This is a genomic window from Parabacteroides gordonii MS-1 = DSM 23371, assembly GCF_000969825.1.
In the GTDB taxonomy this organism is placed as follows: Bacteria; Bacteroidota; Bacteroidia; order Bacteroidales; family Tannerellaceae; genus Parabacteroides; species Parabacteroides gordonii.
Genome location: NZ_KQ033919.1, coordinates 643,958 through 656,561, shown reverse-complemented (window position 1 = coordinate 656,561; position 12,604 = coordinate 643,958). Strand labels below are relative to the sequence as shown.

General features: G+C 41.7%; 9 protein-coding genes. 5 read left to right on the top strand and 4 right to left on the bottom strand.

The features are described 5' to 3' along the window. Positions 1-1,122: a sensor protein KdpD gene (locus tag HMPREF1536_RS02555; protein WP_028727815.1), complete on the top strand. Its 1,122-nt coding sequence runs from the start codon at positions 1-3 to the stop codon at positions 1,120-1,122. 1 nt (position 1,123) lies between these two features. Further along, positions 1,124-2,854, top strand: coding sequence for a HAMP domain-containing sensor histidine kinase (locus HMPREF1536_RS02550; protein WP_028727814.1), 1,731 nt, complete (start codon positions 1,124-1,126; stop codon positions 2,852-2,854). Between the two features lie 100 nt (positions 2,855-2,954). On the opposite strand, the gene mscL is transcribed toward HMPREF1536_RS02550, so the two are convergent. Both mscL and hcp read right to left on the bottom strand, forming a co-directional pair. Beyond that, positions 2,955-3,380 (bottom strand): large-conductance mechanosensitive channel protein MscL, encoded by a 426-nt coding sequence (gene mscL / locus HMPREF1536_RS02545; RefSeq protein WP_028727813.1) that lies wholly within the window; start codon positions 3,378-3,380, stop codon positions 2,955-2,957. 76 nt (positions 3,381-3,456) lie between these two features. Next, on the bottom strand, positions 3,457-5,112 hold the full coding sequence (gene hcp, locus HMPREF1536_RS02540) for a hydroxylamine reductase (RefSeq protein WP_028727812.1): 1,656 nt from the start codon (positions 5,110-5,112) through the stop codon (positions 3,457-3,459). Between the two features lie 405 nt (positions 5,113-5,517). Between hcp and HMPREF1536_RS02535 the strand changes: the two genes are divergently transcribed. The 3 genes from HMPREF1536_RS02535 (at position 5,518) to HMPREF1536_RS26525 (ending at position 10,619) form a co-directional block, all read left to right on the top strand. Further along, positions 5,518-6,186, top strand: coding sequence for a Crp/Fnr family transcriptional regulator (locus tag HMPREF1536_RS02535; protein ID WP_028727811.1), 669 nt, complete (start codon positions 5,518-5,520; stop codon positions 6,184-6,186). Between the two features lie 215 nt (positions 6,187-6,401). Beyond that, positions 6,402-9,863 (top strand): glycoside hydrolase family 5 protein, encoded by a 3,462-nt coding sequence (locus HMPREF1536_RS26530; RefSeq protein ID WP_081693320.1) that lies wholly within the window; start codon positions 6,402-6,404, stop codon positions 9,861-9,863. A 255-nt stretch (positions 9,864-10,118) separates the two neighbouring features. Beyond that, the gene (locus HMPREF1536_RS26525) at positions 10,119-10,619 is read left to right on the top strand and encodes a T9SS type A sorting domain-containing protein (RefSeq protein ID WP_028727810.1); all 501 of its coding nucleotides are present in this window, start codon (positions 10,119-10,121) and stop codon (positions 10,617-10,619) included. An 81-nt stretch (positions 10,620-10,700) separates the two neighbouring features. Here the strand turns inward: HMPREF1536_RS26525 and HMPREF1536_RS02520 are convergent, their stop codons facing one another. Beyond that, positions 10,701-11,213: a ferritin-like domain-containing protein gene (locus HMPREF1536_RS02520; protein WP_028727809.1), complete on the bottom strand. Its 513-nt coding sequence runs from the start codon at positions 11,211-11,213 to the stop codon at positions 10,701-10,703. A gap of 122 nt (positions 11,214-11,335) precedes the next feature. Next, positions 11,336-12,214 (bottom strand): pirin family protein, encoded by an 879-nt coding sequence (locus HMPREF1536_RS02515; RefSeq protein ID WP_028727808.1) that lies wholly within the window; start codon positions 12,212-12,214, stop codon positions 11,336-11,338. Positions 12,215-12,604 lie beyond the last annotated feature (390 nt).

The window sequence follows — 12,604 nt, the reverse complement described above, 5'->3', positions numbered from 1 at the left end:
ATGAACAGGGAACAGAGTGTACAGCACTTTCTCGACTTACTGAAAAAGTCGCGCCGTGGTAACTTCAAGATCTACATCGGTATGATTGCCGGTGTAGGCAAATCGTACCGGATGCTTCAGGAGGCACACGAGCTGCTTCGTAGCGGCATCGACGTACAGATCGGTTATATAGAGACACATGGACGGGTCGAAACAGAGGCGTTGGTAGATGGGTTGCCCCAGATACCGCGCCGTAAGTCTTTTTATAAAGGAAAGGAAGTGGAGGAGATGGACTTGCAGGCTATTCTGAGTATTCATCCCGAAGTTGTTATCGTAGATGAGTTGGCGCACTCCAATGTAGAGGGCAGCAAGAACGAAAAGCGATGGCAGGATGTGATGGATATCCTCGAAGCGGGTATCAGCGTGATTACCGCAGTGAATATCCAGCATCTTGAAGGGTTGAATGAGGAAGTGCAGGACATTGCCGGAATAGAGGTTAAAGAAAGGATACCGGATAGCGTACTGGAGCAGGCCGACGAAGTCGTGAATATCGACCTGACCGCCGATGAACTGGTGAAACGCCTGAAAGCCGGGAAGATATACCGTCCGGAGAAGGTGGAGACGGCCCTGAATAATTTCTTTAAGTCGGAAAACATTCTTCAGCTTCGCGAACTGGCCTTGAAGGAAGTGGCGTTGCGGGTGGAGAAGAAGGTGGAAAATTCGGTGCCGGTCAATACCGGGGTGCGGCATGAGAAATTCCTGGCTTGTATCAGCAGCAATGAACGTACTCCCCGGAAAGTGATACGGAAAGCTGCACGGTTGGCTACCCGTTATAATACAAAATTCTTTGTCTTATATGTGCAGACGCCCCGGGAGAGTATCGACCGGATACCGTTGGCCAACCAGCGTTATCTGTCGAACCATTTCAAACTGGCTACCGAATTAGGAGGGGAAGTGATCCGGATACAGTCCGAATCGGTCACCGACAGTATCGTTCAGGTGTGCAAAGAGAAAATGATAACTACTCTTTGTATCGGAAAGCCTTCCTTTAGCATACGTTCCTTGTTGTTTTCGTCGTATCGCTACCGGAATTTGCTGAATAGTTTGTCGCAGTTGAATATTGATTTAATAATAATAGCGTAGTATGAATAAGTCAGTTAATCTGAAGATTAAAACAAAGCTTATCTCCGGGATAGGTTTGTTATTCGTTATGATCGTATTGTTGGGAGGCCTGGCGGTAAAGAACATCAATAATATGTCTGTCGATACCCAGAATATCCTGGCGGATAATTACAATTCACTTCTTTATTCCAGGAGGATGTTGAGCGCCCTCGAACGTATCAAGACAGACCCGGTAGCCCAGGCAGAGTTCGCTAAGAACCTGGAACTGCAAAAAAAGAATATCACGGAGGTAGACGAGAATCTGGCAACGACGCATCTGGCAGCCCAGTATGAAGCCATGCATAAGGATCTGAACGATACGACTATCCAACGTGTCCGCATGGCCCTGAACGATATCATGAGCCTGAATATGGCAACCATCTACCGTAAAAGCCAGATTGCCGAACATACGGCCGACCGTGCCTTGTTGTGGATATGTGTGATCGCCATCATCTGCATCCTGACGGCTTTTGCCTTCCTGATCCGTTTACCCCGGTCGATCAATACGCCGATAAGGAAACTGACGGATGGCATCATGGAGATAGCCAACCATAATTATGAGAAACGGCTCGACCTGGGTAAGTACCAGGAGTTCTCGGAAGTCGCGAATTCTTTTAACCGGATGGCCGAACGCCTGACCGAATATCGTAAAAGTACACTGGCTGATATCATACAGGCTAAGAAATATATTGAAGCGATCGTGAACAGTATCACGGAGCCTATTATCGGTCTCGACGACAACCGCTCGATCCTCTTCGCCAACGACGAAGCACTTACGATCCTGAATCTGAAACGTGACATCGTGATCGGTAAATCCGCCGCCGAACTGGCCTTGAAGAACGACTTGCTCCGTCGCCTTGTCCGCGAGCTGATCCAGCCGGACGAGAAAAAGGAACCGTTGAAGATATATGCCGATAACAAGGAAAGCTATTTCCAGGCAAAATACATCCCGATCCGTGTGACCGACGAGAACGGAAAAGAAAACCAGTACGTAGGAGACGTGATCCTGTTGAAGAATATTACGGAATTCAAGGAACTGGATTCTGCCAAGACGACATTTATCTCAACGATCTCACACGAACTCAAGACTCCTATCTCAGCCATAATGATGAGCCTGAAATTATTGGAGGATAAACGGGTCGGAGAAATGAATGACGAACAGTTGGCCTTATCCCAAAGTATCAAAGACAGCAGTACACGTTTATTGGAGATAACCGGCGAACTGCTTAAAATGACGCAGGTGGAAACGGGTAAGCTGCAACTGAACCCGAAAATCACCAAGCCGATAGAATTGATCGACTATGCGATCAAGGCTAACCGTGTGCAGGCCGAACGCTTCGGTTGCCATATAGAAGTGGAGTATCCGGAAAAGATCTCGAAGCTGTTTGTCGACAGTGAGAAAATAGCCTGGGTATTGACGAACTTGCTATCGAATGCCATCCACTACACACCGGAGAACGGACGTATCATCATCGGTGCCCGTCAAATAGATAAGACCGTCGAGATCTTTGTACAGGACTTTGGGAAAGGTATCGATCCGCGTTATCACCAGAGTATTTTCGACCGTTACTTCCGTGTTCCGGGCACAAAGGTACAAGGCAGTGGCCTCGGACTGGCAATCAGCAAGGACTTCATCGAAGCCCACGGCGGCACCATCCATGTGGACAGCGAGATCGGCAAAGGAAGCACATTTGTTATCAGGTTTAACGTGTAAAAGAGAAGTGACCGGAACTATCTTTTTCTTATAAGACGAAAAAATGCCAGTACCGGCTGCTTAGTTAAGCAGTTGATACTGGCATTTATCTTTTGTTTATTTACTTTTTATCTTTCAGCAAATCGCGTATCTCTGTCAATAACTGAATGTCAGCAGGAGGAGCAGGGGGCGCAGCCGGAGCCTCTTCTGTCTTCTTCTTGTTCAGGGCATTCATCCCTTTGACCATCATAAAGATAGCAAAAGCAATGATGATGAAGTCGAAAGTGACCTGGATAAAGTTCCCGTAGTTGATCGTTACGGCAGGAGTGATCACTTTATCTCCTTCCATCACTGCGTGCTTCAGCACAATTTTCAGGTCGGTGAAGTTTACACCGCCAACCAGTACTCCAACGGCAGGCATGATGATATCTGCAACAACTGAAGATACGATCTTTCCGAAAGCACCACCGATAATGATACCGACAGCCATGTCGACGACGTTGCCGCGCATGGCAAACTGTTTAAATTCTTGTAAAAATTTCCCCATATATATTCGCCTTTTTTATGTTATAACCGTAATGGTTTGAATTTGGTTGCGAATATACAATATTTTGTTAAAAAAATCAGGCAAGAATTAGCTTTTCTATATCTTCATCCGGTGTGCTGATTGTCCCGATCCCGAAGTTTTCAACCAATACCTGCGCGATATTCGGTGAAAGGAATGCCGGAAGTGTCGGCCCCAGGTGGATGCTCTTAACCCCCAGACTCAGCAGGGCCAACAGTACAATGACGGCCTTCTGTTCATACCATGCGATATTGTAAACGATCGGCAACTGATTGATATCTTCCAACCCGAAGGCTTCCTGCAATTTCATGGCGATAACGGCCAGTGAGTAACTGTCGTTGCATTGTCCGGCATCCAGCACGCGGGGAATGCCGCCTATGTCGCCGAGCGGCAGTTTGTTATAACGGTATTTGGCACAACCGGCAGTCAGGATTACGCAATCGGATGGCAATTCGCTGGCGAACTCGGTATAGTAGTTACGGCTTTTCATTCTTCCGTCGCATCCGGCCATGACGACAAATTTACGGATAGCTCCGCTTTTTACGGCATCGATCACTTTATCGGCTAAAGCCATGACCTGATTGTGAGCAAATCCCCCGGTGATCTGTCCGTGTTCAATTTCCGTCGGAGCCGCACAACGTTTAGCATGTTCAATAATTTCAGAAAAGTCTTTTGTCTTGCCGTCTTCTCTCGATGGAATATGTTTCCATCCCGGAAAACCGGTCGAGTTGGTTGTATAAACACGATCCCGGTAAGAAGCTCCTTCCAGTGGGGGAACGATACAGTTTGTCGTGAACAGGATGGGGCCGTTGAAGCTCTCGAACTCTTCCCGTTGCTGCCACCAGGCATTTCCGTAGTTACCGACAAAATGTTTGTACTTCTTGAATGCCGGATAATAGTTTGCCGGCAGCATCTCGCTATGCGTATATACATCGATACCTGTCCCTTCCGTCTGTGCAAGCAGCTCTTCCATATCTTTCAGGTCATGACCGCTGATCAGGATCGCCGGATTATTACGTACTCCGATATTAACCTGTGTGATTTCCGGATTACCATAGCTGCTCGTATTTGCTTTATCCAGCAATGCCATTGCCTTGACACCCTGACTTCCGGTTTCTAGAACTAAGGCCGTTAGTTGTTCGGCAGAAAGGTCTTTCCGTAAGGTTTCGGCCAGCGCATATTGGATGAACTGATGCAGGCCTTCCTCTTCGAATCCCAGGTTTCCGGCATGTTCGACATAAGCTGCCATTCCCTTCAATCCGTAGATGATCAGTTCTTTCAAAGAACGGATATCGGGATTGGCCTCACGAAGTACACCGACCGTCAGCGCCTTTCCTTCAAAAGAACTTTCATCCCCTTTCCAGACCAGTTCATCGATAACCGGTAACTGAATACCATGTCTGCCGGCCTCTTCTTTTAGTTGATCTCTCAATAGCAAACCGTTGACAATCCGTTTAGTAATACTTTCTATATCGAAGTTTGCATTTGTAATAGTAGAGAAAAGAGCATCCACAACGAAATGATCGACATGTGCGGAAACTTCTATTCCCGCATTCCGCAGCCGGGTAGCAACAACGGATACGCCTTTGGTAACGAACAAGAGTAAGTCCATGCGGTTGGCGGTTTCATCATCTTTCCCGCAAACGCCCTTGATTGTACAACCTGTACCTTTCGCAGCTTCCTGACACTGAAAACAAAACATTTTAGCTTCCATACTTTATCTTTATTTATTGGTTTATTGTTTCTGGAAACAAAAGTAGGAGAGCCAGGTTTCTTATATTGTACCAAATGTTACAAACATGAATATTTTTTAGATAAATACGGTTGTACTTTTATTTGTATACAAGGAGGGATACATGTTTCAGCACTATGTCATTTTATCTATATGTTTACAAATCTGTTTCTTCTAGGTGAAACACTTGTTTCACCTAGAAGAAACAGTTGTTTCACTATGATGAAACAGTATCAATGATACTGCTTTCGTAAAAGCATATGGAGGTTGTTTATATGCACTACAGCGAATGTTTACTGCCAACAGTATCGGTAACAATTTACCTTTGCAGGAAAATAAGGTTTCTTCCATATCTTTTGTTATATTTGCCTGTATATATAATTGAATATGATTGCAATACTTTCTGAATCCGTACTGTTTAAAAATATCTCTGATAAAGAGATTGCCGATTTGCTGGAAACTGCAGCCTATCGGGTGGCTGCTTACCAGGCAAAGGATGTCGTAGCCCTTCAGGGAGCACCCTGCAATCACCTGATGATTGTCCTTAGTGGACTCTTGCAGGGGCAAATGGTGAATGACGCAGGCAAACTCGTTGTTATAGAAGAATTGCAGGCTTCTCAATTGCTGGCGCCGGCTTTTTTGTATGCACCGAAAAACAATCTTCCGGTAAATATTATAGCGATGGAAACGTCAGAGATTTTATTTATCCACCGGGATGATTTTACGCACTGGATGCAACTGAACAAACAACTTCTTCAAAACTTTCTGATGCTCATATCCGGAAGGAGTCATTTCCTGAGTGATAAGATCATGTTTTTGTCTCTGAAGAATATAAAGAATAAGATTGCGGATTATTTGCTGCGTAAATTATCGGATACCTCACCGGATGTAATTCATTTGACTGAAACGCAGCAGGAAATAGCAGACTCGTTTGGTGTTACCCGTCCTTCCCTGGCAAGGGCATTGGCAGAGATGGAGCAGGAGGGAATTATTGCTATAGACAGGAAAGTGATAAAAGTTTGTAATATGCAGCTTTTGAGACAGATGGGACAATAAAGAATCCAATTGTAAGAGATTTGCCAGCCAATATACTTAATAAGGATTAAAAGAAATTAATCCATCAGTCCAATATACCGACTTCGGTCGGCTTTTAATTATCTTTGTAACTGAATTTTAGAACAGCGCCACAAACCGACCACTTATAGTATCAAAACCAATAGTTTTCTGTTTAATTTTATAATATCAGTCAAAGTAGAACTTTATTTAATTACATGATGAAAAAGGATTTATTTATTAGGATACTAATTCTATGGGGATTATTAACTGGATTTACAGAGATACATGCAACCGGAGATGTGACGGGACCAGTTATGTCCAGTGATATTGTCTATACACTTCCAATAGAGAAAGTGACTCCGATTTATGGCAGTCGCTATAATGGTACAATTAATAGTTTTAATATTAATGACAATTGGGGAGGAAAGACAACACCTTCATTTGCACTGACTGAAGATGACTTTAATCTTATTAAATTATCGAATTTCGATTTCCACCCATTGACTTTTTATGGTTCACCAGTCGACTTATCGACGGCTACATACATAAATATAGATGCATTTTTTAGTAGGGATGTCAGTACTGTTGGAATAAAATTATATCCGTCAGGTGATACTGATTATGAGTTTACCAGTAATAAAACATATAAAAAGGGAAAATGGCATTCCATTCAAATCCCTTTAAATGAATTTATACGTGTGAAAGGAGATGAAGCACTCCAAAAAACTACTTCTATGCTATTAAGCGTACAAGGAGATGACGTGGGAGTTACTGCTTATCTTGACAATATCTATTTTTCTATGGAAGCTAATGAACCGATAGAAATACCGGCTGCTTCAACACCGGAACGTCCTTCCGCCAACGTTGTTAATTTCTATAGTACTCAATATGGAACAGATACTGATTTAGTGTTTTTAGATTGGGGAGGAAAATATACAGTTTCAAAAAAAAATGATAGTGAGGATAATGAATTGCTTAAATTCTCCAGGTTTAATTGGGGGGCAATCCAGTATGACCTCAATAATCAGGTACTGGAAATTGGGAATAACAATAGATTCCGTTTAAATGTGTATTCGGAAAATGCCCTTCCGGCTTTTAAAGTAATATTGATGCTTTATGAAAATAGGATAGGAAATGCCGAAAATATCGAATTTGAAACACAGGCATCTAATCTGGCTGCCAATGAGTGGCATTCTATTGATGTTGATATTAATGATTTTCTGGAAAAAACAGAACGTAAAATAAGTACAATTCAAATCCATACCGGTAGCAGTAATAATACGATCTATTTGAATCATATCTATTTTTATAATGATAAAGATATCACACCTGTAGAAAGTGCCCCAGAAAATATGGCCTATCTTCCTCCCGTGCAATTAAATCCGGCGAATGTAATTTCTATATTTAGCGATTCTTATACAAACGGACTTTCGACTGGCTATCCCGAAGTTGTTGATAAGGGGCAAACCACTGTAGAAGCAATTGTCCGGCGGGGTAATAATTTCTTTTATCAGTTAACGGAAACAGATCAGTTTCCTTTAGACCTGGGAAACGTCGATCTTTCGGGAATGGATTCTTTGCATATCGATATCTATTCGCCGGATGCAACATCTTTGAGTATTACTCTTGATGGCGGGAATAAACATTCTATTCCTGTAACGCTTATTCCGGGAGAATGGAACCGTATGAATTTTGCATTATCTGAGTTTGCAGATGTGTCTTTGGATGACGTTGATTATTTGTCTCTTGAAGGTGGAAATGGGAAAACATTCTTTATTGATAATATTTATTTCTTCAGGAAAAAGGAGCTATTCACTCCTACTCCGATTGAGAATTTGAATAAGAAGTTGGGAAAAGGGATAAATTTGGGAAATATCTATGACCAATCGAATCTGGAATGGAATGATGCTTACATTGCGATGGTAAAAGAGAAAGGATTCACGCATGTTCGTTTGCCTATCCGTTGGGATAATGACGGAAGAAGTTTGAATGAAGAGCCTTATAATATAGATGAAGCATTTATGCTGAAAATGAAAACAGTCATAGATAAGATTCTTGCCGCCGATTTAAAGCTTGTAATCAACATGCATCATTATAATCCTTTAATGGAATTATCGGGAGAAGAACAGACGAAAGAAATGGAACGTTTCCTTGTTTTGTGGGCGCAAATTGCTGAATACTTCCAAAATTATCCGGAAGATTTAGTCTTTGAAATACTTAATGAACCCAGAGATAATATGACGGTTGCGCTATGGAACGAATTACTGGAAAAAGCTATAAATACCATACGGGTAACGAATCCGAATCGCGCCATAATGGTTGGTACGACGGATTGGGGAACGGTTTATGGATTGGAGGGATTGAAACTTCCTCAGGATAACCATCTTATTTTGACAGTTCATTATTATAATCCAATGCCGTTTACCCATCAGGGGGCTGAGTGGTCCGGTAATCCTCCGATTGGATATAAGTGGTATGACTCACAGAGTGATAGGGATGCTGTAATAAATGAATTTAATCTCATCCGAGATTTTTCTGCGGCTAACAATAATATACCCGTCCATATCGGCGAGTTTGGTACTTATGACAGAGCGGACATAGATTCGCGCCTGCTCTGGACTACCTTTGTCACACGTACGATTGAGCAGTATGGTTACAGTTATGCCTATTGGGATTTTGGAACTGACTTTGGAATTTATGACGTTGCTACCGGACAATTCCGTCAGCATTTATTGGATGCTTTATTTACAAATAAGATTCCGGAAAAGCCAATGGACTTCCATATTGTTGGAAGCGAAACCGTCTACGACAGCAATATTAATAAAGGTAGCAACTGGAACACCGGCTCAATAGGGTATTGGACAAACTCTTGGGATAATGGTGAGCTAACAGTTTCTATTACTAACGAAAGGGAAAATGCATGGGATGTTCAACCTATTTTAATTACCGGCATTGAAGAGGGAGCAATATATACTGTTACATTTACTGTCAGTGGAGATACTGAAGGTTATACTTTTTCACACTATATCGGGAAAAGTGGTGCCGCTTATGTTCCCTATGGTCCCAATGTATCATTCTCTCCCAAACTGCAGGAGGAAACATATTCTTATACTTTTACAATGTTGAGGGAGACGGATAATGAAGCACGTTTTACTTTAGATATGGGAGGTCAGGGAACAGGTCGTTTTACATTTAAAAATATCTCTATAACGAAAGGTTTTCTAGCAATTAGTTCTGCTACTATCCCTAAAATGAGTGAGCCGGATGTATCTACTGTCTTTAGTTCGTTCTATAATAACGGTCTGTCGACAGTCGCATTTCCTTCAATGGGAGGGACAATTAAGGGGGAAGAAAAAGATGTGAAAGAAAATGAGATTATTAAGCTGGATAATTTTGATAAACAAGATGTCACGCTGGGAACATCACTTGTACTGAATGATAAAGATCATCTTCACCTGGATGTTTATCCGCGAAGTGGATTGAAATTGGTTGTAACAGCGGGAAACGAAGGTACAGTACAAAAATATAGTTACACTTTAAAACCTCACACATGGAATGCGCTTGATATTGATTTAACCGGTCTTCTGGCTAAAACAAAGGGAAAGATCGATAATATTAGCCTATCCTGTGATCTCGGAGGACGGACGCTGTATCTGGATCATATCTATTTTTCCTGAAAAGATTCGGGAACAGATCCATCTGAACCGGAAGAGCCGCTTGCTCCTTCTGAAGCTGCTCCTGTTCCTACACAGGCTGCAAATAGAGTTGTTTCTATCTTTAGCGATACTTATGCCAATATTCCGTACTCTTTTGATAGTCAGGATGGACAAACAACAGAAGTTGACTATGTTCGGATAAATGGTAATAATACCTTGAGACTGACCAACACTAACATCTTGTTCATTAATTTGGATAATGTAAAAGTAGACCATATGGAGCAATTACATCTGGATGTGTGGACAGCAGAGACGGAAACATTTAATTTATACTTGTCAGACGGGAACTATGAGACACCGGCTATAAACATGTCAAGTAGGGGAGAGGAGTGGAAGTCATTTAATATACTTCTGTCTGATTATGAGAAGTATATAAATTTAGCGAATCTGTATTCTATCCGGATGGAGGCGAACAGGCAAAGTATTTACTATGTTGACAATTTATATTTTTATTCAACCCCGCCTACCGATAATTCTGTCATTCAACAGGGGAGTGATATAACTTATAAAATTCAGGGTAATCAATTACTTCTAGAATCGCAAATTCCGCTTCAATCTGTAGTAGTCTTTGATGTTACCGGACGTATTAGCTCCAATATAAGAACGACTGCTGTTTGTGTGACTATTGACCTGAATCAGTTGAATAGTGGAGTCCATTTCTTGCAGATGGTTGACTCGGAAGGTAAAATGAAAACAATCAAATTTGTGAAGAGATAAACATATAATAAAAAATAAACCCACAACTTTCGTTAGAAAGGAGTGGGTTTACTTTTTAAGTAATTTATACCGGACTGGGTATTACTTATTTAAGAAAGAACTTTTCATTCTGGCGATATCTGTCAGATAATCCTGTAAATCCTGTTCGTGTTCTTCTTCCATTGCCAGGATATGTTTGGCAATTTCGCAGGTTGTAAAGTCTTTGCCATCTGTAAATTCGGCGATTTGTTGGTATCTCACGATTGCACAACGTTCTGAAGCAATATTCTGGTTTAGCAGGCTGACAACATCAAAGTCATTTGGTACATCATATTTACATCTGGCCAGTTCGAACCATTGTTTAGGATCGAGAACAGGAACACCTTCCAGTTCGATGATACGGTCTGCCAGCAATTTAGCGTGGCCTAGTTCCTGTCCGGCATGTTCTTCAAATTCAGCCTGTACGTTTGCACGCATAGCGCCTTCTGCAACTAATGCTCCTACCCAATATTGATAGTATGCTAACCATTCTTCTGATAATGCAGCGTTAAGCTGTGATAGTAAACTTTCTACATCCAATTTTTTCTGTAGGATCTTAACACTTTCTTTTGCCATAACTGTAAAATTTAGTTTAGTATAATGCTCGTTTGTATTGTTCAAACAATGCTATTGAGCGTTTGTTCATACCGGAACTTGATACAGTTCAGATTTATTGTTTTTTTCAATAATGTTAGCGATCAGTCGTCCAGTTCACCGAATTTACCGGTTCCCAGATCTATATAAGCCTGTTTTAATTCTGCTACATTGTTCATGACGAATGGGCCGTATGCTGCGATAGGTTCTTTGATAGGCTCGCCACTCAGTACAAGGACAGTTGCTTTGTTTACAGCCTGGATAGTGAATGTTTCTCCCTTGTTTTCGAATAAGGCGAAATAGTCGGTTGGAACCAATTCGTTGTTATTGATCTTTACGGAGCCTTCAACAACCAGGATTGCTGTGTTATAGTTTGCCGGAAATGAAAATTCTGTGCTTGCACCTTTATTTATTTTTGCATTGAACATATTTATCGGAGTAAAGGTGGATGCTATCCCGGTTGTATCCTGGTACTTGCCGGCAATCACCTCGATCAGTCCTGCATTATCTGGTAATTCAACTTTGGGGATCTGGCTGTTTACAATAGATTGATAGTTGGGATCCGCTTTTTTATCTTTAGCCGGAAGATTGATCCACAATTGTACGACATGGAATTCACCGCCTTTCTGACTGAAATTCTCTTCGTGATACTCCTTATGAAGTACTCCGGAGGCAGCTGTCATCCATTGGATATCACCCGGGCCGATTACACCACTATTTCCTCTGCTGTCATGATGGGCTACCTTTCCCTGATATACGATCGTGACAGTTTCAAACCCGCGGTGAGGATGTACTCCGACACCTCTTGGTTCTTTACGCGGTGAGAATTCCATTTTTGCATTATAATCCAAAAGGATGAAAGGATTCATACGTTCTCTGCTTAATTGTTCCAAATGTGGAATGAAATTATGTACCCTGAATCCGTCTCCAACCATATGGGGAGCAGGCGGAGCTATGATGTTTTCGACTTTTTTTGTTGTCATATAATTATCTCCTTATTTTTTAGTAAAAACAAAAAAGGGAAGGGCTTTGTTGTATCTGCTGGCTTTTCCCATATAATAATGTATAGGGAAAGGTGCTTTTTCAGGTATTTGAGAGGTGATAGCGACTGAATTTAAAGGAGAGTCCCCCGTTTGGGTATTTGTTATTTTTTTTTACTCCGTAATCGTCAGTGCTTCAGAAAAGTAGTGTATTTGGTGCGATTTTAAGTAAAAAATAATGCGAATAAAGTTTGGAGTGTATGTTGTAAAGCACTACTTTTGCATCCGCATTCGAGAGAGAACGGCACTGCAAAACATGATGAAAAAAACTTTTAGAAAAACTTCCGAAAACATTTGGAAGTATGAAATAAAAGTTCTTATCTTTGCATCCAC

What these genes read in the sequence shown, in the direction of transcription:
- HMPREF1536_RS02520 (WP_028727809.1), bottom strand. Translation starts at nt 11,213, where the DNA reads ATGGCAAAAGAAAGTGTTAAGATCCTACAGAAAAAATTGGATGTAGAA.
- HMPREF1536_RS02535 (WP_028727811.1), top strand. Translation starts at nt 5,518, where the DNA reads ATGATTGCAATACTTTCTGAATCCGTACTGTTTAAAAATATCTCTGAT.
- hcp (WP_028727812.1), bottom strand. Translation starts at nt 5,112, where the DNA reads ATGGAAGCTAAAATGTTTTGTTTTCAGTGTCAGGAAGCTGCGAAAGGT.
- HMPREF1536_RS26530 (WP_081693320.1), top strand. Translation starts at nt 6,402, where the DNA reads ATGATGAAAAAGGATTTATTTATTAGGATACTAATTCTATGGGGATTA.
- HMPREF1536_RS02555 (WP_028727815.1), top strand. Translation starts at nt 1, where the DNA reads ATGAACAGGGAACAGAGTGTACAGCACTTTCTCGACTTACTGAAAAAG.
- HMPREF1536_RS26525 (WP_028727810.1), top strand. Translation starts at nt 10,119, where the DNA reads ATGGAGCAATTACATCTGGATGTGTGGACAGCAGAGACGGAAACATTT.
- HMPREF1536_RS02515 (WP_028727808.1), bottom strand. Translation starts at nt 12,214, where the DNA reads ATGACAACAAAAAAAGTCGAAAACATCATAGCTCCGCCTGCTCCCCAT.
- mscL (WP_028727813.1), bottom strand. Translation starts at nt 3,380, where the DNA reads ATGGGGAAATTTTTACAAGAATTTAAACAGTTTGCCATGCGCGGCAAC.
- HMPREF1536_RS02550 (WP_028727814.1), top strand. Translation starts at nt 1,124, where the DNA reads ATGAATAAGTCAGTTAATCTGAAGATTAAAACAAAGCTTATCTCCGGG.